The organism is Streptomyces sp. NPDC048514, assembly GCF_043199955.1.
Lineage (GTDB): Bacteria > Actinomycetota > Actinomycetes > Streptomycetales > Streptomycetaceae > Streptomyces.
Genome location: NZ_JBICWT010000001.1, coordinates 149,796 through 170,628, shown reverse-complemented (window position 1 = coordinate 170,628; position 20,833 = coordinate 149,796). Strand labels below are relative to the sequence as shown.

The 20,833-nt window shown below is 72.0% G+C and carries 24 protein-coding genes; 12 read left to right on the top strand and 12 right to left on the bottom strand.

Annotated elements, in window-relative coordinates:
* Positions 1–3: 3 nt before the first annotated feature.
* A complete protein-coding gene (locus tag ACGFT2_RS00795) occupies positions 4–522 on the top strand; it encodes a cupin domain-containing protein (protein WP_393272071.1) in 519 nt (172 codons plus the stop codon).
* A gap of 89 nt (positions 523–611) precedes the next feature.
* Here ACGFT2_RS00795 and ACGFT2_RS00790 read toward each other — a convergent pair whose 3' ends face one another.
* Entirely contained in the window at positions 612–1,841 is a 1,230-nt protein-coding gene (locus ACGFT2_RS00790; protein WP_393272069.1) for an acyl-CoA dehydrogenase family protein, read from the bottom strand.
* Positions 1,842–2,011: 170 nt separating this feature from the next.
* Here ACGFT2_RS00790 and ACGFT2_RS00785 point away from each other — a divergent pair, with 170 nt between their 5' ends.
* Positions 2,012–2,656 carry a TetR family transcriptional regulator gene (locus tag ACGFT2_RS00785; RefSeq protein ID WP_393272067.1) on the top strand — a complete coding sequence of 215 codons (645 nt, stop codon included), beginning with the start codon at positions 2,012–2,014 and terminating at the stop codon, positions 2,654–2,656.
* Between the two features lie 35 nt (positions 2,657–2,691).
* Here the strand turns inward: ACGFT2_RS00785 and def are convergent, their stop codons facing one another.
* Entirely contained in the window at positions 2,692–3,246 is a 555-nt protein-coding gene (gene def, locus ACGFT2_RS00780) for a peptide deformylase (protein WP_393272065.1), read from the bottom strand.
* 151 nt (positions 3,247–3,397) lie between these two features.
* Between def and ACGFT2_RS00775 the strand changes: the two genes are divergently transcribed.
* From ACGFT2_RS00775 to rocD, 8 genes are all read left to right on the top strand, one after another.
* A complete protein-coding gene (locus tag ACGFT2_RS00775) occupies positions 3,398–4,636 on the top strand; it encodes a MurT ligase domain-containing protein (protein ID WP_393272062.1) in 1,239 nt (412 codons plus the stop codon).
* Positions 4,637–4,657: 21 nt separating this feature from the next.
* The gene (locus ACGFT2_RS00770; protein ID WP_393272060.1) at positions 4,658–5,386 is read left to right on the top strand and encodes a type 1 glutamine amidotransferase; all 729 of its coding nucleotides are present in this window, start codon (positions 4,658–4,660) and stop codon (positions 5,384–5,386) included.
* Between the two features lie 199 nt (positions 5,387–5,585).
* Positions 5,586–6,611 carry a 6-phosphofructokinase gene (locus ACGFT2_RS00765; RefSeq protein ID WP_393272058.1) on the top strand — a complete coding sequence of 342 codons (1,026 nt, stop codon included), beginning with the start codon at positions 5,586–5,588 and terminating at the stop codon, positions 6,609–6,611.
* A gap of 162 nt (positions 6,612–6,773) precedes the next feature.
* A complete protein-coding gene (locus ACGFT2_RS00760) occupies positions 6,774–7,724 on the top strand; it encodes a cytochrome c oxidase assembly protein (protein ID WP_393272056.1) in 951 nt (316 codons plus the stop codon).
* A gap of 70 nt (positions 7,725–7,794) precedes the next feature.
* Positions 7,795–7,962, top strand: a complete 168-nt coding sequence (locus tag ACGFT2_RS00755) for a hypothetical protein (protein WP_393272054.1) — start codon at positions 7,795–7,797, stop codon at positions 7,960–7,962.
* Positions 7,963–7,998: 36 nt separating this feature from the next.
* Positions 7,999–8,484, top strand: a complete 486-nt coding sequence (locus ACGFT2_RS00750) for an Lrp/AsnC family transcriptional regulator (RefSeq protein ID WP_393272053.1) — start codon at positions 7,999–8,001, stop codon at positions 8,482–8,484.
* Positions 8,485–8,637: 153 nt separating this feature from the next.
* Entirely contained in the window at positions 8,638–9,447 is an 810-nt protein-coding gene (gene ddaH, locus ACGFT2_RS00745) for a dimethylargininase (RefSeq protein ID WP_393272052.1), read from the top strand.
* On the top strand, positions 9,447–10,664 hold the full coding sequence (gene rocD / locus ACGFT2_RS00740) for an ornithine--oxo-acid transaminase (RefSeq protein ID WP_393272050.1): 1,218 nt from the start codon (positions 9,447–9,449) through the stop codon (positions 10,662–10,664). Before ddaH ends, rocD begins: the two co-directional genes overlap by 1 nt.
* A 51-nt stretch (positions 10,665–10,715) precedes the next feature.
* Here the strand turns inward: rocD and ACGFT2_RS00735 are convergent, their stop codons facing one another.
* Positions 10,716–11,342 (bottom strand): DUF305 domain-containing protein, encoded by a 627-nt coding sequence (locus ACGFT2_RS00735; RefSeq protein ID WP_393272048.1) that lies wholly within the window; start codon positions 11,340–11,342, stop codon positions 10,716–10,718.
* Between the two features lie 101 nt (positions 11,343–11,443).
* Positions 11,444–11,842 (bottom strand): DUF6153 family protein, encoded by a 399-nt coding sequence (locus ACGFT2_RS00730; RefSeq protein WP_393272046.1) that lies wholly within the window; start codon positions 11,840–11,842, stop codon positions 11,444–11,446.
* Positions 11,843–12,065: 223 nt separating this feature from the next.
* Here ACGFT2_RS00730 and ACGFT2_RS00725 point away from each other — a divergent pair, with 223 nt between their 5' ends.
* Positions 12,066–12,779, top strand: a complete 714-nt coding sequence (locus ACGFT2_RS00725) for a lysophospholipid acyltransferase family protein (RefSeq protein ID WP_393272045.1) — start codon at positions 12,066–12,068, stop codon at positions 12,777–12,779.
* 61 nt (positions 12,780–12,840) lie between these two features.
* A complete protein-coding gene (locus ACGFT2_RS00720) occupies positions 12,841–13,866 on the top strand; it encodes an NAD-dependent epimerase/dehydratase family protein (protein WP_393272043.1) in 1,026 nt (341 codons plus the stop codon).
* 169 nt (positions 13,867–14,035) lie between these two features.
* On the opposite strand, the gene ACGFT2_RS00715 is transcribed toward ACGFT2_RS00720, so the two are convergent.
* The 8 genes from ACGFT2_RS00715 to ACGFT2_RS00680 all read right to left on the bottom strand — a co-directional run bounded on the left by ACGFT2_RS00715 (position 14,036) and on the right by ACGFT2_RS00680 (position 20,803).
* Positions 14,036–15,631: an alpha/beta hydrolase gene (locus ACGFT2_RS00715; RefSeq protein WP_393272041.1), complete on the bottom strand. Its 1,596-nt coding sequence runs from the start codon at positions 15,629–15,631 to the stop codon at positions 14,036–14,038.
* 137 nt (positions 15,632–15,768) lie between these two features.
* Complete coding sequence (locus tag ACGFT2_RS00710) at positions 15,769–16,530, bottom strand: urease accessory protein UreD (protein ID WP_393272892.1); 762 nt, start codon at positions 16,528–16,530, stop codon at positions 15,769–15,771.
* Positions 16,527–17,204, bottom strand: coding sequence for an urease accessory protein UreG (gene ureG, locus ACGFT2_RS00705; RefSeq protein ID WP_393272039.1), 678 nt, complete (start codon positions 17,202–17,204; stop codon positions 16,527–16,529). Before ureG ends, ACGFT2_RS00710 begins: the two co-directional genes overlap by 4 nt.
* An 82-nt stretch (positions 17,205–17,286) precedes the next feature.
* Positions 17,287–17,961, bottom strand: coding sequence for an urease accessory protein UreF (locus tag ACGFT2_RS00700; RefSeq protein WP_393272037.1), 675 nt, complete (start codon positions 17,959–17,961; stop codon positions 17,287–17,289).
* A complete protein-coding gene (locus ACGFT2_RS00695) occupies positions 17,961–19,682 on the bottom strand; it encodes an urease subunit alpha (protein WP_393272035.1) in 1,722 nt (573 codons plus the stop codon). Before ACGFT2_RS00695 ends, ACGFT2_RS00700 begins: the two co-directional genes overlap by 1 nt.
* A complete protein-coding gene (locus ACGFT2_RS00690) occupies positions 19,675–19,986 on the bottom strand; it encodes an urease subunit beta (RefSeq protein WP_393272034.1) in 312 nt (103 codons plus the stop codon). Before ACGFT2_RS00690 ends, ACGFT2_RS00695 begins: the two co-directional genes overlap by 8 nt.
* A 9-nt stretch (positions 19,987–19,995) precedes the next feature.
* Entirely contained in the window at positions 19,996–20,298 is a 303-nt protein-coding gene (locus ACGFT2_RS00685; RefSeq protein WP_393272032.1) for an urease subunit gamma, read from the bottom strand.
* Between the two features lie 226 nt (positions 20,299–20,524).
* Positions 20,525–20,803, bottom strand: coding sequence for a type II toxin-antitoxin system Phd/YefM family antitoxin (locus ACGFT2_RS00680; protein ID WP_393272030.1), 279 nt, complete (start codon positions 20,801–20,803; stop codon positions 20,525–20,527).
* Positions 20,804–20,833: the final 30 nt, after the last annotated feature.

Sequence of the window (20,833 nt, the reverse complement as noted above, 5' to 3'; positions counted from 1 at the left end):
TCGATGACCACCGAAGGACTGCTCGTGCCGCCGGGCCAGGGGCGGGTGGTCGCGACTCCCGCCCAGCGCGTGACGTTCAAGGTCACCGGCGCGCACTCGCGGATGGCCTCCACCTTCGAGGTCGAGGTCCCGCCGGGATTCGACGTCGGCGCCCATGTGCACACGCGCAGTGAGGAGTTGTTCTACGTGCTGGAGGGCGAGCTGGACGTGCTCGCCTTCGAGCCCCGTATCCGTACGCCCGACAACTGGCGGACGTGGGAGTCGAGTTCGGGCAACCGGGTGGTCCGGGCGACGCCCGGCACGGTCATCGTCGTGCCGCCCGGCTGTCCCCACGCGTTCGCGAACCCGACGGACACGCCGGCGAAGATGTTCTTCCAGGCGAGCCCGCCACCGGATCACGAACGCTACTTCGAGGAGCTGCTGGAGATCCTGCGTGACGGTGGTCCACCGGACCAGGAGGCCATCGAGGCGCTGCGGGACAAGTACGACATCCAGCAGCTCACCCCTTTGAGGCACGGGTGAGACGTCCGTGCCGTGCCCGGAGGCGCGGGGACCTGCGTGACCGGCCGCGGCGAACCGGCGGACCGCAGGGGACCCGCGCCTCCCCGGCGCTACCGGATCGGCGCCCCCGACAGCGTGCGCGCGATGACCAGCCGCTGGATCTCGCTCGTACCCTCGAAGATCGTGTAGATCGCGCTGTCGCGGTGCATGCGCTCGACCGGGTACTCGCGGGTGTACCCGTTGCCGCCCAGGATCTGGATCGCCTGGGCGGTCACCTTCTTGGCCGTCTCGCTCGCGAACAGCTTCGACATGGAGCCCTCGGCCGCGGTGAACGGCTTGCCGTTGACCGCCATCCAGGAGGCCCGCCACACCAGCAGACGGGCGGCGTCGATCTGCGTCCGCATGTCCGCCAGCTGGAAGGCCACCCCCTGGTTGTCGATGATCGGCCGGCCGAACTGCTCACGGGTGGTCGCGTAGTCGAGGGCGACCTCGTAGGCGGCGCGGGCGGTGCCGACCGCCATGGCCCCGACGGCGGGCCGGCTCGCCTCGAACGTCGCCATCGCCGCGTTCTTCACCCGCTCACCAGCGCCGGCCCTCGCCTTCTCGCGGGCCCGGGCGAGCCGCTCGTCCAGCTTCTCCTTGCCGCCGAGCAGGCAGGAACCGGGCACGCGGACGTTGTCGAGGATGACCTCGGCCGTGTGCGAGGCGCGGATGCCGTGCTTCTTGAACTTCTGGCCCTGCGCGAGACCCGGGGTACCCGCCGGGACGATGAAGGACGCGTGCCCCTTGGAGCCCAGCTCCGGGTCGACCACGGCGACGACGACGTGGACGTTGGCGATGCCGCCGTTGGTCGCCCAGGTCTTCGTGCCGTTGATCACCCACTCGCCGGTGGCCTCGTCGTACACGGCCCGGGTGCGCATGGAGGCCACGTCGGAGCCGGCGTCGGGCTCGGAGGAGCAGAACGCGGCGACCTTGACGTCGTTCTGGTCGCCGTACATCTGCGGGATCCAGGTGCCGATCTGCTCCTCGGTCCCGTTGGCGAGAACGCCCACGGCGGCCAGGCCCGTGCCCACGATGGACAGGGCGATGCCCGCGTCGCCCCAGAACAGCTCCTCCATGGCCATCGGGATGCCGAGGCCGGTGGGGTCGAAATACTGCTGTGCGTAGAAGTCGAGGGAGTAGATGCCGACCTTCGCGGCCTCCTGGATGACCGGCCAGGGAGTCTCCTCGCGCTCGTCCCACTCGGCGGCCGCGGGACGGATCACGTCGGCGGCGAAGCCATGGAGCCAGTCCCGGACTTCCCTCTGTTCGTCGTTCAGCTCCATGGTGAACTCGGCCATGTCCCCTCCAGCGGCGGCAGTGCGATGTTACTAGCGGTAACGTGAGTCTGTTACCGACGGGTAGGAAAAGTCAACCGCCGACGACCGGTCGGCATCCCGTTCGATGTCACGGGCCCGGTCAGTGTTAGTTTGCGCAGGCGTCACCGAATCAGCACGGGTGGGGAGAGCACATGGACACCACGCAGCGGACCGACCAGCAGCGGACCGCCGACCGCCGACGGCGCGAGTTGCTGGAGGCCGCCGACCGGGTGGTGCTGCGCGACGGCCCGCAGGCGTCGATGAACGCGATCGCGGCCGAGGCCGGGATCACGAAGCCGATCCTCTACCGGCACTTCGGCGACAAGGGCGGGCTGTACGCCGCGCTCGCCATGCGGCACACCGACGCGCTGCTCGCCTCCCTGCGGGCGGCCCTGGACGCTCCCGCGGACCGGCGGGAGCGGGTGGAGTCGACGCTGGACACGTATCTCGCGGCCATCGAGGCGCGCCCCCAGGTGTACCGGTTCCTGATGCATCCCGCGGAGGGGAGCGCGGGGGCCGACCAGGGCTTCGACGTCGGCAAGCACTCGGCACCCCTGCTCCGCAGGATGGGCGAGGAGCTGGCCCAGGTGATCGAGGAGCGGGTGGACCTCGGGCCGGGCAGCCAGCAGCTCGCGCGGGTGTGGGGGCACGGGATCGTCGGGATGATGCACGCGGCCGGGGACTGGTGGCTCGGTGAGCGCCCCTGTTCCAGGGCCGAGTTGGTGCGTTCCCTCGCGGACCTCCTGTGGGGGCGGCTCGCGGCGGCCGGGGACAAAGTGGGCGGCCCCGGCTTCTGAGGGACCAGGCCCCGGGCGCCGAGGGACAGGGCCCCTCAGGCGGGCCCGCCCGCCCGGTTCCAGGAAGCTCGCGTGATCTGCCTCATCAGCCGGCGCCGGCGCCACCCCGTGAGGTGATCCGCGTACACCCGGCCCTCGAGGTGGTCGTACTCGTGCTGCAGGCACCTGGCGAAGAAGCCGGTGCCGTGGACGGTGACCGGCTCCCCCGTCATCGTGAAGCCCTCGACCACCGCGTGGTCGTACCGCTCCGTCCCCGCCTCCAGGCCCGGCAGGGACAGACAGCCCTCGGGTCCCCGGAGCACCACGCCGTCCGCCTCGACCAGCCGCGGGTTCACCACGTGTCCCAGATGACGGACGTCCTCGTCGTCGGGACAGTCGTACACGAACACCCGCAAAGGCGTCCCGATCTGATTCGCGGCCAGACCCACCCCCCGCGCCGCGTACATGGTGGCGAACAAGTCCTCCACCAGGTCGGCCAATTCGGAATCGAAGTCCGTGACCTCCCGGCAGGGCTCACGCAGAACGGGGTCCTGGAGCAGGGAAAGGGGCCGGACGCGCCCGTGGGCGCCCGGGATCGGGCCGTGTCGCATGGCGGCAAGGGTACGGTTCGTTCAGCTCATGACCGCCGCCCAGGCATGGGCCGGGATTCGGGTGTGCGAACGGATCTCGATAGGCTGAGGTCCACACCACGCTGCCGGATGGCACCAGGCGCGGCGCGTACGCAAGGAGGATCGAGAACTGATGGCAGGCAACTCGGACCCGCTCTCGCCGCGGGCCAAGCTGGCCGTGACCGCGGGCAAGGCGGTCGCTGCGGCATCGCGGGCCGCGGGACGCGGCAGCGGTTCGGTGATCGGTGGCCGGGTCGCACTGAGGCTCGACCCCGACCTGCTCGGGCGGCTCGCCCAGAACCTGGACGTCACCCTGGTCTCCGCCACCAACGGCAAGACCACGACCACCCGGCTCATCGCGGAGGCGCTGCGCGCCGCGGGGCCGGTCGTGTCGAACGCGCTCGGCGCGAACATGCCGGCCGGCATCACGTCCGCCCTCGCGGGCGGCTCGGAGGCGAAGTTCGGCGTCATCGAGGTCGACGAGAAGTACCTGGCCGGTGTGGCCCGGGACACCGGCCCGAAGTGCATCGCCCTGCTGAACCTCTCCCGCGACCAGCTGGACCGCGCCGCCGAGACCCGCATGCTCGCCGAGAACTGGCGCGAGGGCCTGGCCGGCTCGAAGGCCGTGATCGTCGCCAACTGCGACGATCCGCTGGTGGTGTGGGCCGCCTCCTCCTCCCCGAATGTGATCTGGGTCGCAGCCGGGCAGATGTGGAAGGACGACGCCTGGTCCTGCCCGTCGTGCGGTGGCGTGATGCAGCGCCCCGGCGACGACTGGTTCTGCGGCGAGTGCGGCTTCCGCCGGCCGACGCCGACCTGGGCGCTGTCCGGGGACCATGTGCTGGACCCGCACGGGTCCGCCTGGCCGATCCACCTGCAGCTGCCGGGGCGCGCCAACAAGGCGAACGCGGCCAGCTCCGCGGCCGTCGCCGCCGTCTTCGGGGTGCCGCCACAGGTCGCGCTGGAGCGGATGTACCAGGTGCAGGCCGTGGCCGGACGGTACGACGTCGTCCAGTTCCAGAACCGCGATCTGCGGCTGCTGCTGGCGAAGAACCCGGCCGGCTGGCTGGAGACGTTCTCGCTGATCGACCCGCCACCGGCTCCGGTGATCCTGTCCGTGAACGCGCGCGGGGCCGACGGCACCGACACCTCCTGGCTGTGGGACGTCGACTACACACGGCTGACCGGTCACCCGATCTTCGTCGTCGGTGACCGCAAGCTGGACCTCGCCGTCCGCCTCGAGGTCGCGAACCAGCACTTCCAGGTCTGCGAGAACCTCGACCAGGCCGTGCAGATGTGCCCGCCCGGCCGGATCGAGGTCATCGCGAACTACACCGCGTTCCAGGACCTGCGCCGCCGCGTCGGCAACTGATCTTCGAAGGGCGATCACCTCATGAGCGACAACCAACTGCGGCTGGTGTGGATCTACCCGGACCTGCTGAGCACCTACGGCGACCAGGGCAACGCCCTGGTCGTGGAGCGCCGGGCGCGGCAGCGCGGCCTGGACGTGGCCCGGCTGGACGTGCGCAGCGACCAGCCGATCCCGACCTCCGGTGACATCTATCTGATCGGCGGCGGCGAAGACCGTCCGCAGCGGCTCGCCGCCGAGCGGCTGCGCCGTGACGGGCATCTGCAGCGGGCGGTGGAGAACGGTGCGATCGTCTTCTCGGTCTGCGCCGGCTACCAGATCCTCGGCCACGAGTTCATCAACGACCTCGGCCAGCGCGAGCCCGGTCTCGGCCTGCTCGACGTGGTGTCGGTGCGCGGTGAGGGCGAGCGGTGCGTCGGTGACGTCCTCGCCGACATCGACCCGCAGCTCGGCCTGCCCCAGCTGACCGGGTTCGAGAACCACCAGGGCGTCACCCACCTCGGCGCCACGGCCCGCCCGTTCGCCCGCACGCACATCGGCCGGGGCAACGGCACCGGGGACGGCACGGAGGGCGCGTACAACGGGACCGTGTTCGGCACGTACATGCACGGGCCGGTCCTCGCCCGCAACCCCCTGATCGCCGACCTGCTGCTGAAGCTCGCGCTCGACGTCAACGCGCTGCCGCCGATCGACGACCGCTGGTACGAGGCGCTCCGCAACGAGCGCATCGCGGCCGCGCAGCAGCCCGCGTAACCGGGGATTCAGCTGGATTTCAGCGTGGCCCGGCAGGATGCCGGGGGCCCGCCTGACGGCCCGTCCGCTCACATGTGCGGGCGCGTCCAGCAGGCGGACGCCCGCTACGGGGCCACCCGGTCACGCCGGTAGGGTGGCCGGGAATCCGCCGGACAACGTGGTCCGGTCCTCCGGCCCACGTTGAGAAGGTATTCGGGCTATGCGCATTGGTGTCCTCACGTCAGGCGGCGACTGCCCCGGCCTGAACGCCGTCATCCGGTCCGTCGTGCACCGTGCCGTCGCCGACCACGGCGACGAGGTCATCGGTTTCCGGGACGGCTGGAAGGGCCTCCTGGAGTGCGACTATCTGAAGCTCGACCTGGACGCCGTGGGCGGCATCCTGGCCCGCGGCGGCACCATCCTCGGCTCGTCCCGGGTCCGCCCCGAGCATCTGCGCGACGGCGTGGAGCGGGCCAGGGGCCATGTCGCGGAGCTGGGTCTGGACGCGATCATCCCGATCGGCGGCGAGGGCACGCTGAAGGCTGCCCGGCTGCTGTCGGACAACGGGCTGCCGATCGTGGGCGTGCCCAAGACCATCGACAACGACATCGCCGTCACCGACGTCACCTTCGGTTTCGACACCGCGGTGACCGTGGCGACGGAGGCCCTCGACCGGCTGAAGACCACCGCCGAGTCGCACCAGCGCGTGCTGATCGTGGAGGTCATGGGCCGCCACACCGGCTGGATCGCCCTGCACTCCGGCATGGCGGCCGGCGCCCACGCCGTCGTCGTACCGGAACGGCCCTTCGACATCGACGAGTTGACGCGGAAGGTCGGAGAGCGGTTCGAGGCGGGCAAGCGGTTCGCCATCGTGGTCGCGGCGGAGGGGGCCAAGCCGCGGCCGGGCTCCATGGAGTTCGACGAGGGCGGCAAGGACATCTACGGCCACGAGCGCTTCGCCGGGATCGCCCGGCAGCTCTCCATCGAGCTGGAGCAGCGGCTCGGCAAGGAGGCGCGGCCGGTGATCCTCGGGCATGTGCAGCGGGGCGGCACCCCGACGGCGTACGACCGCGTGCTCGCCACACGCTTCGGCTGGCATGCGGTGGAGGCCGTGCACCGGGGCGAGTTCGGGCGGATGACGGCGCTGCGTGGGACCGACATCGTGACGGTGTCGCTGGCCGAGGCCGTGGAGACGCTGAAGACGGTGCCGTCCGAGCGGTACGACGAGGCGGAGTGCGTTCTCTGAGGTGCCGGTGATCTGCCGGGCGGCGGCCGTGTGCGGCGTGTCGCCCGGCTCCCCGCGCTTCTGAGCGGGTGCGGCCGCCCCCGGTCACCGAGGTGACCGGGGGCCGCTCTACTCTGGTGGGCGGACAGAATCGCACAACCCCCACGAATCAGGAGCCGGCGGATGGATCACAGCGGGCACGGCATGACCATGGATCTGCCGCCGTTCACGCTGGCACGAGGGCTCGAGTGGTCGACCGAGCCCTTCTTCCTCGTCGCCTGCCTGGCCGGGCTGGCGCTGTACGGCTGGGGCGTGGCGCGGCTGCGGCGGCGCGGTGACGCGTGGCCCGTCAGCCGTACGGTGTCGTACGCCGTCGGTGTGCTCACCATCGCGCTGGTGATGTGCACCAAGCTCAACGACTACGGCATGGTCATGTTCAGCGTGCACATGGTGCAGCACATGGTGATCAGCATGCTGTCGCCGATCCTGATCCTGCTCGGCGCCCCGGTCACCCTGGCGCTGCGCGCGCTGCCGGCCGCCGGCAAGGGCCGCAAGGGGCCGCGCGAGCTGCTGCTGGCCCTGCTGCACAGCCGGTACATGCGGGTCGTCACCCACCCGGCGTTCACCATCCCGCTGTTCATCGCGAGCCTGTACGCCCTGTACTTCACTCCGATCTTCGACTTCCTGATGGGCTCGAAGACCGGGCACATCGGGATGATGGTGCACTTCCTCGCGGTGGGCGTCGTGTTCTTCTGGCCGATCATCGGTGTGGACCCGGGCCCGCACCGGCCGGGGTACCTGATGCGGATGCTGGAGCTGTTCGCGGGCATGCCGTTCCACGCGTTCTTCGGCATCGCGCTGATGATGGCGTCGACGCCGATGGTGGAGACCTTCGAGAACCCGCCCGCCTCGCTCGGCATCGACGCGCTGTCCGACCAGAACGCGGCCGGCGGCATCGCGTGGGCGTTCAGCGAGGTCCCGTCCGTGCTGGTGCTGATCGCCCTGCTGTTCCAGTGGTACGGCTCCGAGCAGCGGCAGGCCAGGCGCAAGGACCGGGCCGCGGACCGGGACGGGGACAAGGAGCTGGAGGCGTACAACGCCTATCTCGCCTCGCTGAACGCACGCCGGGGTTAGGCGGACGTATCCCCTTCGGGCCGGAGTCGGGGCACCATGGTGGAGGACGGACCATGAGGAGGGTGTCGCGATGCCCGGTTCCACGAACGGTTCCACCAGGACGATGGGGGTGCTCACGGTCGGCGGGCTCGTCGTCGTGACCGCCTACACGGTCGCGCTCGGCAGCAACGGCTGGCTGTGGTTCGGATGGGTGGTGCTGGGCCTGCTGACACTCGCCATGGTCGTCACGCAGTCCTGAGGCCCTTCGCGGGGCGCCGCTGGCTACAGTGCCCGCATGAACAGCAGGACGCCCTCGTTCGACGACCTCGACCGCAAGATCATCACCGCGCTGATGACGAACGCCCGGACCAGCTTCGCCGAGATCGGCGCGGGTGTGGGGTTGTCCGCCACCGCGGTCAAGCGGCGCGTGGACCGGCTGCGCGAGACCGGGGTGATCACCGGGTTCACGGCGACGGTCAAGCCGGTGGCACTCGGCTGGCGCACGGAGGCGTACGTCGAGGTGTACTGCGAGGGCGCGGCCCCGCCGCGGCGGCTGGCCGAGGTCGTCCGCAACCATCCGGAGATCACGGCGGCCATGACGGTGACCGGCGGCGCCGACGCCCTGCTGCACGTGCGGGCGCGGGATGTGGAGCACTTCGAGGAGGTGCTGGAGCGCATCCGGGCCGAACCGTTCATCCGGAAGACGATCAGCGTGATGGTGCTGTCCCACCTCCTCCCGGAAAGCCCGGAAGCCGGTGCCACCCATGCCGCGCCGGTGTAGCCCCGATCATGCGCAGTTCTCGTGCGTCCTGCGTCGTGAGGACGCAGCGATGCTGCGCACGCGCGCAGCTCTTCTCGCTTGTCGTCCGTCTCCTTCGGTTCCTACCGTGGTCTCACCCCGTAGTGACGCACAGGAAAACGGAGGAAACCCTCTGTGCCCGAGAGCCGTGTGCCGCGCCTTCGGCGCTTTCTCGTCTGTGAACCCAGACATTTCGCGGTTCAGTACGCGATCAATCCCTGGATGCGGCCCGACCGGCCCATCGACGTGGATCTCGCTCAGGAGCAGTGGCAGACGCTGATCCGTGCCTACCGCGACCACGGTCACACCGTCGAGTCGCTGGAGCCGGTCCCCGGCCTGCCCGACATGGTCTTCTCCGCGAACGCCGCGTTCGTGGTGGGCGGCCGGGTCTTCGGCTCCCTCTTCCACGCGCCGGAGCGGCGTCCGGAGTCGGTGCACTACGACACCTGGTTCAAGGGGGCGGGCTACGACGTGTACCGCCCCGAGTCGGTGTCCGAGGGTGAGGGCGACCTGGTGTGGACGGGCCGGTACGTGCTCGCGGGCACCGGATTCCGCACCACCCGCGAGGCGCACCGGGAGGTGCAGGAGTTCCTCGGCCACCCGGTGATCGGCCTGACCCTGGTGGACCCGTACTTCTACCACCTGGACACGGCGCTGTTCGTGCTGGACGACGACAACGTCTGCTACTACCCGGAGGCGTTCTCGCAGGGCAGCCGGGAGGTGCTGCGGCGCCTGTACCCGGACGCGGTGCTCGCCACCCGGGACGACGCGATGACGTTCGGGCTGAACTCGGTGTCCGACGGCCGCAACGTCTTCATCGCGCCCCGCGCCGAGGCCCTGGCCGAGCGCCTCACCGACCACGGTTATGTCCCCGTCCCCGTCGATCTGTCCGAGCTGCACAAGGCCGGCGGTGGCATCAAGTGCTGCACCCAGGAGATCCGCTGATGACCGCACCCGCGCGCACGCGTACGTCCGCCGACCTGATCCGGGCGGAGGAACCCGTACTCGCGCACAACTACCACCCGCTGCCCGTGGTGGTGGCCCGCGCCGAGGGCACCTGGGTGGAGGACGTCGAGGGCAACCGCTATCTCGACATGCTCGCCGGCTACTCGGCGCTCAACTTCGGCCATCGGCATCCGGCGCTGATCGAGGCCGCGCACCGCCAGCTGGACCGGCTGACGCTCACCTCCCGCGCCTTCCACAACGACCGGCTCGCCGAGTTCGCGGAGCGGCTGGCGGAGCTGACCGGCCTGGACATGGTCCTGCCGATGAACACCGGCGCCGAGGCGGTGGAGAGCGGCGTCAAGGTGGCCCGCAAGTGGGCGTACGACGTGAAGGGCGTACCGGCCGACCGGGCGACGATCGTGGTCGCCGCGGAGAACTTCCACGGCCGGACGACGACCATCGTCAGCTTCTCCACCGACGAGACGGCCCGGGCGGGCTTCGGACCGTTCACGCCGGGCTTCCGGATCGTGCCGTACAACGACCTGGCCGCGCTGGAGGCGGCGGTCGACGACACGACCGCCGCGGTGCTGATCGAGCCCATCCAGGGCGAGGCGGGCGTGGTCGTCCCGGACGACGGCTATCTCGCCGGCGTGCGCGAGCTGACCCGGCGCAAGGGCTGTCTGTTCGTCGCCGACGAGATCCAGTCGGGACTCGGCCGCACCGGCCGCACCCTCGCCGTCGAGCACGAGGACGTCGTCCCGGACGTGCTGCTGCTCGGCAAGGCGCTCGGGGGCGGCATCGTGCCGGTGTCGGCGGTCGTGGCCCGGCGTGAGGTGCTGGGCGTGCTCCACCCGGGTGAGCACGGCTCGACGTTCGGCGGCAACCCGCTCGCCGCCGCGGTCGGCACGGCCGTGGTCGAGCTGCTGGAGACCGGCGAGTTCCAGCGCCGGGCCGCCGAGCTGGGCGTGCTGCTGCGGGACGGGCTGGCCGGGCTGGTCGGCAAGGGTGTGCTCGGTTTCCGCTCGCGCGGGCTGTGGGCGGGGGTCGACGTCGACCCGGCGATCGGCACCGGGCGCGAGGTCAGCCGGCGGCTGATGCGGGAGGGTGTGCTGGTCAAGGACACCCACGGCTCCACGATCCGGCTGGCGCCGCCGCTGACCATCACGGCGGAGGAGCTGGGCTCCGCGCTCGCGGCGCTCGAGAAGGTGCTGACCTGACGGACCGTGGGCGGGGGCCGGTGCCATGGGCGCCGGCCCCCGCGCGCTCGGTCAGCGGGCGCCGAGGAGCTGGTTCATCTCCTTGATCTCGGCGTTCTGCGCGGTGACGATGCCGTCCGCCATGCGCTCGGCGGGCCCGTACGCGCCCTTGGCCCGCTCGGTGCGGGCCATCTCGACGGCGCCCCGGTGGTGTTCGGTCATCAGGGACAGGAACGCCGTGTCGAATTCCTCGCCGGTGGCCTTCTTCAGAGCCGCCATGTCACCGTCGCTCATCATCCCGGTCATCCCGGTCATCCCGGCCGACCCGGCGTGGCCCGAGTGGTCCATGCCGGCCTCGGGGGCCTGCTCACCCCAGGCGTCGAGCCAGCCGGTCAGCGTGCGGATCTCGGGGGCCTGGGCCTTCTCGATGCGGGTGGCGAGGTCCCGCACGCGGGCCGAGGAGGCCCGGTCGGCGGCGAGCCGCGCCATCTCCAGGGCCTGCCGGTGGTGCGGGACCATGCCCTGCGCGAAGGCGACGTCCTGGGCGTTGTGGCCGGTGGCGGACGCGGACGCTCCGTGGTGGGCGGCGGTGCGGCCGTCGCGACCGGCCCGGTCGTCGCCGCAGGCGGAGAGGACGAGGGCGGCCGCCGCGGTGACCGCGATCAGGGTGGCACGGCGCATCGGGGTACGGGTGGTCATGCTGCAACTCCTGCTGGGTGAAGGGATGTGGGGCACGCGCGGGCACGGCCGCCGAACGCGCTCCGCCGGACGGCGGAGAAGATCCGGGGCCGCGGCGGCCTCTAGATCCGCAGGAGTTGGAGTTGGGCCAGCGACGGCGGGCCGCGCGCGCCTTCGGGCGCCTCGGCCGCCCGGGAGCGGGCGAGGTGGGCCGGTACCGGGCCGGTCACGGGGTCCGCGAGCAGCGCGGGCGGCTGCGGGCCGCCGGTCACCGCGCCCGAGGCGCAGGTGGGGTCGGCGTGGTGCGGGTGGTCTCCGCAGTGGCCGTCGCCACCCGGGCAGTCGTCGGGCATGCTCACGACGGCGGCCGGTTTCGGGGAGCGGATGTGCTCCGGGTGTGCCAGGCCTCCGCCGGGCGCCAGCGCGTGCATGCCCAGGAGCCCGGCCAGCACCGCCAGCACGAGCAGCGCGCGGTGCCGCCGCTGGGGCGGGCGCGGAACGTGCGGTCGGCAGCCGGGCATCGAGGACATGGTACGAGGCGGACGGCGGGGCGGACGGGGGGGCGCACCGTGATGCGCGCGGGATGGTGCGCCGCCGGGCGGGAAAGCGTGTACGCCGGCGTCCACACGGCCGGGCCAGGTTCCGCGCGACTGCCGCTGCACCTACACTGACCCCCCATAACACGCTGGTTGACCTGCTAGAACGCGGCGGTTGAGCCGATCCGTCGGAATGAGGAGCGACCCGTTGTTCTACCACCTGCTCAAGTACGTGCTGCTCGGCCCCCTGCTCAGACTGGTCTTCCGGCCCAGGATCGAGGGCCTGGACCATGTGCCCGCCGAGGGCGCCGCGATCGTCGCCGGCAACCATCTGTCGTTCTCGGACCACTTCCTGATGCCGGCCATCCTGAAGCGCCGCATCACCTTCCTCGCCAAGGCGGAGTACTTCACCGGACCGGGGGTCAAGGGCCGGCTCACCGCGTTCTTCTTCCGCAGCGCCGGGCAGATTCCGGTGGACCGCTCCGGGAAGGACGCGGGCCGGGCCGCGATCCGCGAGGGCCTCGGGGTACTGGCCAAGGACGAGCTGCTCGGCATCTACCCGGAGGGCACCCGTTCGCACGACGGCCGGCTGTACAAGGGCAAGGTGGGCGTCGCCGTCATGGCGCTGAGGGCCGGGGTCCCGGTGGTGCCCTGCGCGATGATCGGCACGTTCGAGGCCCAGCCGCCCGGCAGGGTCGTCCCCCGGATCCGCCCGGTCGCCATTCGCTTCGGCGAGGCGCTCGACTTCTCGCGCTATGCCGGGATGGAGAACGAGAAGACGGTCCTGCGGGCCGTCACCGACGAGATCATGTACGCGATCCTGGCCCTGTCCGGGCAGGAGTACGTCGACGAGTACGCGGCGGTCGTCAAGGAGCGGCAGGCGGCGGAGAAGCGCAGGTTCCCCCGGGCGCCGCTCGGCTGACCGCGTCTGCCGTCGGCAGAACGCCGTGGCAGGGGCGGCCCCGTGGCCGTACGGTCGCGTCATGAAGCGTGCTGTGGTGATCGGGGCGAACGGGCAGATCGGGCGTCCGGCGGTGGAAGCGCTGGCGCGGGACGGCTGGGAGGTGACGGCCGCCTCGCACGGCGGGGGCCGGGACGGGGCCTGGCCCGAGGAGGTGCGGGCGGTTCGGCTCGACCGGGAGGACGAGCGGGCGCTGGCGGAGGTGGTCGGCGCCGGCTGTGACGTGCTGGTCGACATCGTCGCCTACGGGGCGGCGCACGCCCGGCAGTTGACCGCACTGGCCGACCGGGTCGGTTCGGCCGTGGTGATCTCCAGCGTGTCGGTGTACGAGGACGGCGAGGGCCGCGGCTTCGACACCCAGGACCAGCCGGACGGCTTCCCCCGGTACCCGGTGCCCACGCCGGAGACGCATGCGACGGTGGCCGCCGGTGAGACCACCTACAGCACCCGCAAGGCCGCTCTGGAGCGTGAACTCCTCGCGGCGGGCGACCGGTTGCCGACGACACTGCTGCGGGCGGGCGCGATCCACGGGCCGCACTGCCGCAGCCCTCGCGAGCTGTACTTCGTCAAGCGGAACCTGGACGGGCGGGGCAGGCGGGTGCTCGCGTACGGCGGACGGAGCCGCTTCCATCCGGCGAGCGCGCGCAACATCGCGGAACTGATCCGTCTTGCGGCGTCGCGGCCGGGCTCGCGGGTGCTGAACGCCTGCGACCCCGAGGCGCCCACCGTCGCCGAGATCGGCGCGGCGATCGACGCGGTGATGGGCGTGGCGAACGAGTCGATCCTGGTGGACGGGCCCGCCCCGGCGCCAGGAGTGGGTGCGACGCCGTGGTCGGTGCCGTACCCCGTCGTCTTCGACATGGCGGCGGCGGAGCGCGAACTGGGGTACCGCCCGGTGGTCGGGTACGCCGGCTCGCTGCCGGAGACCGTGGCCTCGATCGAGCGCCGGCTCGCCGGACAGGACTGGCGGGCGGTGTATCCGAAGGTGGTCCAGGCCTACGGCGACGTGTTCAACTACGCGGCGGAGGACGCCTGGCTCCGGGCATGAGCCCCGGCCGGGACCCGGACCGCCAGTGACGGGCGGGAGCCCCGGCGACGGCCCGGACCGGAGGTGACGGGCGGGAGCCCCGGGGACGGGCCGGACCCGCGGTGACGGGCGGGAGCGGGTGAGGGGCGGCCGGGAGTCCCGGCCGCCCCTCGTCGCCGTACCGGTGTCGTTACGGCTTGGGCGTGGCGTGCGGCGTGCAGGTCACGTCCTCGCCGTCCAGCTTCCCGTCGACCAGGTAGGCGTCGACGCGCTGGTTGATGCAGGGGTTGACCAGGCCGGTCACACCGTGGGAGCCCGCGCCCCGCTCGGTGATCAGGCGGGAGCCCTTGAAGCGCTCGTGCAGTTCGACGGCGCCGGCGTACGGGGTGGCCGCGTCCCGGGTGGACTGCACGATCAGCACCTTGGGCAGGCCCTTGTGGGTGCCGACCTCGACGGGGGTCCGCTGCTTGGCCGGCCAGGTGGCGCAGGGCAGGTTCATCCAGGCGTTGGCCCAGGTCATGAACGGATAGTCCTTGTCGAGCCGGGTGTTGTCCCGGTCCCACTTGCGCCAGCTGGTGGGCCACTTGGCGTCGGTGCACTCGACCGCCGTGTAGACGGCGTTGGAGTTCTCCGAGGCGATGTTGCCCGCGGTGTCCGACAGGTCGGGGGAGGCCGCGTCGACGAGCGCCTGGGTGTCACCGGCGTAGTACTTGCCGAAGACCGACGCGACCGGGACCCACGAGGAGTCGTAGTACGGCGCGCTCTGGAAGAAGGAGATCAGCTCGGCCGGGCCGACGACCCCGCCGAGCGGGTGCTGCTTGGCGGTGGCGCGCAGCTTCAGCCACTTGGCCTGGACCGCGGCGCGCGTGGTGCCGAGGTGGAAGGCGGCGTCGTTCGCGGCGACCCAGTCCTCCCAGTCCTTCCAGCGGCCCTCGAAGGCGATGTCCTGGTTCAGGTTCGCCTCGTACCAGATGTTCTCGCGGGCGGGGTCGACCACGCTGTCGACGACCATGCGGCGCAGGTGGCCGGGGAAGAGGGTGCCGTAGACGGCCCCGAGGTAGGTGCCGTAGGAGACGCCGAGGTAGTTGAGTTTCCTCTCGCCCAGTGCGGCGCGGATGACGTCCAGGTCGCGGGCGGTGTTCGGCGTGGTCATCTGCGGCAGCAGGGCGCCGCTGCGCTCGGCGCAGCCCTCGGCGTACTCGCGGGCCAGCTTGCGCTGTGCCCGCTTGTCCGCCTCGCTGTCCGGCACCGGGTCGGCCTTGGGTGCCTTGACGAACTCCTGGGGATCGATGCAGGAGATGGGCGCCGAGTGCCCGACGCCGCGCGGGTCGAAGCCGACGAAGTCGTAGGCCTTGGCGACGTTCGCCCAGACCGGGTTCTTGCCGGTGACCCGGGTCGGGAAGCGCAGGCCGGATCCGCCCGGCCCGCCCGGGTTGTAGACGAGGGCGCCCTGGCGCTCGTTCTTGGTGCCGGTGTTGCCGATGCGGTCCACGGCGAGCTTGATCTGCTTGCCGTAGGGGTGGGCGTAGTCGACCGGCACGCTGACCCAGCCGCACTGGATGGGCTTGGCCAGCCCCCAGTCGGCCGGGCAGTCCTGCCAGTGGACACCGGCGTGGGCCGCCCGGGCCGCGGCCGTCCTGGCGCCCGCGGCCTCACGGTCATGACCGGCCCGGCTCGCGGCACCGGCCGCGGGGGCCGAGACCGCGCCGGCGATCAGGGTCGCGGTGACCAGTGCACCGGCCGAACTGAGCGCCAGCAGGCGGCTCTTCGGTCTGTTCTCCCTCAAGGGGGCCCTCCCCGTACCTCGCTGCGAGTTGGTCAGGCGGGGATCCTCTCGGCTGTGAGCTGTCTGAGAACAGGGGTTGCCACCCTTCTTTACCATTCCGATAACCGGATGATCGCGTCCCGCTCACCGGGCGGCGCTCAGCCGGCGAGCAGTGCCCGTGCCTCGTCCAGCAGTCGCCGCAGGCGCAGCGCGTCGGGAGCGACCGCGCTCACCAGGGCGGCGGGCCCGGCCAGCGGCACCAGCGCGGCGCACTCCCCCAGCATCCGGGCGGCAACCGGGCGGGTCGCGAACTCGGGTGTCACCACTACGAGTTGACCCACGGCACGATGCCCGGCGAGCACGGCGGGGCCGTCCCAGCCGCCCGGTGCGCCGGGCCCGCAGGACAGCTCCTGATCCAGCACGGTCCGGCCCGCCACGCGTACGGTCAGCCGGCTGGTGAGCCGCCCGGGTTCCTCCCCCGCGCGCCCGAGCACCTGCTCCTCGCGCAGCACGAACCGCGCCCCTGCCGCGAGTTCGGCCCGCGTGGTGACATACAGGTCGCTCCCCCCGGCCGAGATCAACTGCTCGGGCAGCCAGAGCAGTTCGGCGTCGTCGGCCACGTCGAGCCGCACGTCGTAGCGAGCCGCGCCCTTGGTCTGGCCCGGCAGCGCGATGGTGGCGGCGGCCGACCCCACGTGCAGCCGGGCGCCGTCCTCCACCCGCGCGGTCAGGGTGAAGTGGTCGCCGCCGAGCGGGCCGCTCATCGCGCCGACGACCATGACCTTCGCCTCGGCCCCGCCGGCCCGGGTGCGGCGCAGCGCCAGCGGTCCCTCGCCGTCCAGCACGGGCAGCGCCGTACCGCCGCGGCCGTCGGACCGGGCGACGATCCGTGCGCCCGCCCGGACCCCGGCGGCCGTCACGCCGTCCACGCGGCGAGCCGTTCCCGGACCCAGGCGGCCACGTCGGCGACTCCGGAGTCCGCGCGCAACGACTGAAAGACCACCGGGAGTTCGGCCCGCTGCGCCTTCGCGTCGGCGGCCATCCGGGCGAGGTCGGAGCCGACGTGGGGGGCGAGGTCGGTCTTGTTGACGACGAGCAGGTCGGCGGTGGTCACGCCGGGTCCGCCCTTGCGCGGGATGTCGTCGCCGCCGGCCACGTCGATCACGAAGATCTGCGCGTCCACGAGCCCCTTGGAGAAGGTCGCGGTGAGGTTGTCGCCACCGGACTCGACGAGGATCAGGTCCAGCGGGCCGACCGTGTCCTCCAGGTCCTCGACGGCTTCGAGATTGGCGGAGATGTCGTCGCGGATGGCGGTGTGCGGGCAGGCCCCGGTCTCCACGGCGGTGATCCGCTCGGGCGGCAGCACCGCTTCCCTGAGCAGGAATTCGGCGTCCTCACGGGTGTAGATGTCGTTGGTGACGACCGCGAGGGACAGCTGGTCGCGCAGCGTCCGGCAGAGCGCGGCGACGGTGGCGGTCTTGCCCGATCCGACCGGCCCGCCGAGCCCGATGCGCAGCGCGCGCCGGGTTCCGTCGGGCCGGTGGGCGTCCGCGCCGATGGCCGCGGGGCCGGGGTGGGTGTGGTCGAGGTGCATGTTCGGCTCCTTGGGTGAGCGCACCGGTGCCGGCCGGGGCCGCTCGTGGTCCGGGTGAATGGGGTGGGGAGGCCGGGCCGGGTCAGGACGCGAACAGCCGCACCGGCCAGCCGGCGTGCCATTCGGCGCCCATCTCCAGCAGGGGCCCGGAAGCGGCGGGCAGGGCGTCGGCACCCTCGGCGGCGACTCGGCGCGCCGCCGCCACCGCCGAGTCCGCGACGCGATCCAGCTCCGGCGCCAGCCGGGCCAGGACGCCGGTCGCCTCGAACGGGTCGAGGCTCAGCAGGCGCACCGTGGCGGTGGCCGGTCCGCCGACGCTCTCGTAGGCCGCGCAGTACGCGGCGTCCTCGGGGCCGAGACCGGCCGACCGGGCGGCGAGGCCGAGCACGACCGGCTGATGCGCCCCCTTGGGGAAGTGCCGTGCCAAGAGGTCGAGTTCGGCCGAAGGCCAGGTCGCCCGGGCCGCCCGCGTCAGCTGCCGTCCGAGCCGGCGCGCGGCGGCTCGCAGGGCGGGCGAGGGTGTCCGGGCGTCCGCCGCCGCGTCCAGCTCCCGGGGGTCGGCGCCCAGCGCTGCGGCGGCGGCCAGTGCCCCCGCGACCAGCCCGGCGGTGTGCGCCCGGCCCCGGCAGAAGTCCTCCAGGCTCGCGGCGGACGTGATGCGGCCCGCCTTGACGGCGGCCTCCGCCCCGCCGGAGTGCGCGTGCCCTCCGGCGGGGAAGCGGCCGTCGGCCAGGACGAGCAGGGCTGCCCTGCTCATCAGAAGAGGAAGTAACGCTGGGCCATGGGCAGTTCGGCCGCCGGAACGGCCTCGACCAGCTCGCCGTCGATGTGCACGGCGAAGCTGTCGGGGTCGATCCGGACGTCCGGCCGGGCGTCGTTCTCGCGCATGTCGGCCTTGGTGACCGCGCGCGTCGACTCGATCGCCACGAAGCGCTTGCCGAGCCGCAGCCGGTCCGGCAGTCCGTCCTCGATCGCCGCAGGGGCGACGAAGTTGACGGAGTTGGCGGCCGGGGCCCGGCCGATCGCGCCGTACATCGGGCGGGGCAGGATCGGCTGCGGGGTGGGGATGGAGGCGTTGGCGTCTCCCATCTGCGCGTACGCGATCTGGCCGCCCTTGATGACCAGGAGCGGCTTGACCCCGAAGAACGCGGGCTCCCACAGCACCAGGTCGGCCAGTTTGCCGGTCTCGACGGAGCCGATCTCGGCGGCGAGGCCCTGGGCGAGCGCCGGGTTGATCGTGTACTTGGCGACATAACGCCGTACCCGGTGATTGTCCGCCCGTCCGTCGCCCGGGAGCGCTCCGCGGCGGCCCTTCATCACGTGGGCCGTCTGCCAGGTGCGCAGGACGACCTCCCCGACCCGGCCCATGGCCTGGGCGTCGGAGGAGATGATCGAGATCGCGCCGAGGTCGTGGAGGATGTCCTCGGCGCCGATGGTGGACGGCCGGATCCGGGACTCGGCGAACGCCAGGTCCTCCGGCACCGCCGGGTTGAGGTGGTGGCACACCATCAGCATGTCGAGGTGTTCCTCGGCGGTGTTGACGGTGAACGGCCGGGTCGGGTTGGTGGAGCTGGGCAGCACGTTCGGCCGGGAGACCACGGTCATGATGTCCGGCGCGTGCCCGCCGCCGGCGCCTTCGGTGTGGTACGAGTGGATGCCCCGGCCGGCGATCGCGGCGAGGGTGTCGCCGACGAAGCCCGCCTCGTTCAGGGTGTCCGTGTGGATGGCGACCTGGATGCCGGTGCGGTCGGCGACGGTGAGCGCCGCGTCGATGACGGCCGGGGTGGAGCCCCAGTCCTCGTGCAGCTTGAGGCCGACGGCGCCGCCGCGGATCTGGGAGAGCATCGCCTCCTGCGAGACGGTGTTGCCCTTGCCGAGGAAGCCGACGTTGACCGGGTAGGCCTCCATCGCCTCCAGCATCCGGGCCAGGTGCCAGGGGCCGGGCGTCACGGTCGTCGCCTTGGACCCCTCGGCGGGACCGGTGCCGCCGCCGACCAGGGTGGTGATCCCGGAGGACAGCGCCTCGTCGGCGACCTGGGGGCAGATGAAGTGGACGTGCGCGTCGATGGCACCGGCGGTCAGGATCCGCCCGTTGCCGGCGATGATCTCGGTCTCGGGGCCGATGACCAGGTCGGGGTGGACGCCGTCCATGGTGTCGGGGTTGCCGGCCTTGCCGAGGGCGGTGATCCGGCCGTCGCGGATGCCGACGTCGGCCTTGACGACGCCCCAGTGGTCGACGACGACGACACCGGTGATCACGGTGTCCGGGGTGCCCTCGGCCCGGGTGGCCCGGGACTGCCCCATGGACTCGCGGATGACCTTGCCGCCGCCGAAGACGGCCTCGTCCCCGGAGGCGCCGGGGCCACCGGAGCGGTCCTCCTCGATCTCGATCAGCAGGTCCGTGTCGGCGAGCCGGATGCGGTCGCCGGTGGTGGGGCCGAACAGGTCGGCGTAGGCGGCGCGGGAGATCTCAGGCATCGAGGGCGCCTTTCGTCTCGCCGCGCAGACCGGGCACGATCCGGGCGCCGGCCAGGGGGACCAGCTCGACGGCGGCGGGAATGCCGGGCTCGAAGCGCACGGCGGTGCCGGCGGCGATGTTCAGCCGCTTGCCGCGGGCCGCGGCGCGGTCGAACTCCAGGCCGGGGTTGGCCTCGGCGAAGTGGTAGTGGGAGCCCACCTGGACCGGCCGGTCGGCGGCGTTGAGAACCGTCAGACGGGTGACCTCGCGGCCTTCGTTGAAGTTGACGGGCTCGTCCGCGAACAGGATGTCTCCGGGAATCATCGCGGCCCCTCAGATGATCGGCTCGTGCACGGTGACGAGCTTGGTGCCGTCCGGGAAGGTGGCCTCGACCTGGACGTCGTGGATCATCTCCGGGATCCCGTCCATGACGTCGTCCCTGGTGAGGATCTTGCGACCGGAGGACATCAGCTCGGCGACGGTGCGGCCGTCCCGGGCGCCCTCCAGGATGTGCGACGTGATGAGCGCGACCGCTTCCGGGTGGTTGAGCCTGAGCCCGCGGGCCCTGCGCCTCTCGGCCACGTCGGCCGCCACATGGATCAGCAGCCTCTCTTGCTCGTGCGGGGTAAGTTGCACGTCCCACCTCACAGTCCTTGCTCCGGACCGTGCGGGGCCCGGCTGCCGCTGCCACCGCGACGGGATAGATGTAACACACAGACAAATGCCCGGATCGTCGTCAATCCCGGGCAGAAAAACCCCTGGTGGCGTGGATCGGCAGGCTAGAGCGCCGGAGTTTCAGCGACGTTAACCAGACCTTGATCGGCCCATGACCGCGCGATGGGCTGCCGCATACCGGCGTGGCTCAGGACCCGGCCGGCCCGCGATGCTCGGCCGCGATGCCGAACCTCCGCTGTTCGCGAGTGGCGGAACCGGCCTCACGCATCCCCGAGACGGTGCTGACGACCTGCTCCTCGGCCGGCCCGTCGAGCGCGTCCAGCCGCTCCAGATCGGCGGCCGAGACCAGCGCGACCAGCGGCTTGCCGTGCCGGGTCACGACGACCCGCTCGCCGCCGTACACCACCCGGTTGATCAGGTCGGCGAGCTCAGCCCTGGCTTGTGTCACCGGAATCTCGTAGGCCATGCCCCCATCATAACGTCATGTACGTCCTGT

What these genes read in the sequence shown, in the direction of transcription:
- ACGFT2_RS00755 (WP_393272054.1), top strand. Translation starts at nt 7,795, where the DNA reads ATGCCCGGTTCCACGAACGGTTCCACCAGGACGATGGGGGTGCTCACG.
- ACGFT2_RS00730 (WP_393272046.1), bottom strand. Translation starts at nt 11,842, where the DNA reads ATGCCCGGCTGCCGACCGCACGTTCCGCGCCCGCCCCAGCGGCGGCAC.
- ACGFT2_RS00795 (WP_393272071.1), top strand. Translation starts at nt 4, where the DNA reads ATGACCACCGAAGGACTGCTCGTGCCGCCGGGCCAGGGGCGGGTGGTC.
- ACGFT2_RS00765 (WP_393272058.1), top strand. Translation starts at nt 5,586, where the DNA reads ATGCGCATTGGTGTCCTCACGTCAGGCGGCGACTGCCCCGGCCTGAAC.
- ACGFT2_RS00695 (WP_393272035.1), bottom strand. Translation starts at nt 19,682, where the DNA reads ATGCCTGAGATCTCCCGCGCCGCCTACGCCGACCTGTTCGGCCCCACC.
- ACGFT2_RS00760 (WP_393272056.1), top strand. Translation starts at nt 6,774, where the DNA reads ATGGATCACAGCGGGCACGGCATGACCATGGATCTGCCGCCGTTCACG.
- rocD (WP_393272050.1), top strand. Translation starts at nt 9,447, where the DNA reads ATGACCGCACCCGCGCGCACGCGTACGTCCGCCGACCTGATCCGGGCG.
- def (WP_393272065.1), bottom strand. Translation starts at nt 3,246, where the DNA reads ATGCGACACGGCCCGATCCCGGGCGCCCACGGGCGCGTCCGGCCCCTT.
- ACGFT2_RS00720 (WP_393272043.1), top strand. Translation starts at nt 12,841, where the DNA reads ATGAAGCGTGCTGTGGTGATCGGGGCGAACGGGCAGATCGGGCGTCCG.
- ACGFT2_RS00680 (WP_393272030.1), bottom strand. Translation starts at nt 20,803, where the DNA reads ATGGCCTACGAGATTCCGGTGACACAAGCCAGGGCTGAGCTCGCCGAC.
- ACGFT2_RS00770 (WP_393272060.1), top strand. Translation starts at nt 4,658, where the DNA reads ATGAGCGACAACCAACTGCGGCTGGTGTGGATCTACCCGGACCTGCTG.
- ACGFT2_RS00775 (WP_393272062.1), top strand. Translation starts at nt 3,398, where the DNA reads ATGGCAGGCAACTCGGACCCGCTCTCGCCGCGGGCCAAGCTGGCCGTG.
- ACGFT2_RS00750 (WP_393272053.1), top strand. Translation starts at nt 7,999, where the DNA reads ATGAACAGCAGGACGCCCTCGTTCGACGACCTCGACCGCAAGATCATC.
- ACGFT2_RS00785 (WP_393272067.1), top strand. Translation starts at nt 2,012, where the DNA reads ATGGACACCACGCAGCGGACCGACCAGCAGCGGACCGCCGACCGCCGA.
- ACGFT2_RS00790 (WP_393272069.1), bottom strand. Translation starts at nt 1,841, where the DNA reads ATGGCCGAGTTCACCATGGAGCTGAACGACGAACAGAGGGAAGTCCGG.
- ACGFT2_RS00700 (WP_393272037.1), bottom strand. Translation starts at nt 17,961, where the DNA reads ATGAGCAGGGCAGCCCTGCTCGTCCTGGCCGACGGCCGCTTCCCCGCC.
- ACGFT2_RS00735 (WP_393272048.1), bottom strand. Translation starts at nt 11,342, where the DNA reads ATGACCACCCGTACCCCGATGCGCCGTGCCACCCTGATCGCGGTCACC.
- ACGFT2_RS00690 (WP_393272034.1), bottom strand. Translation starts at nt 19,986, where the DNA reads ATGATTCCCGGAGACATCCTGTTCGCGGACGAGCCCGTCAACTTCAAC.
- ureG (WP_393272039.1), bottom strand. Translation starts at nt 17,204, where the DNA reads ATGCACCTCGACCACACCCACCCCGGCCCCGCGGCCATCGGCGCGGAC.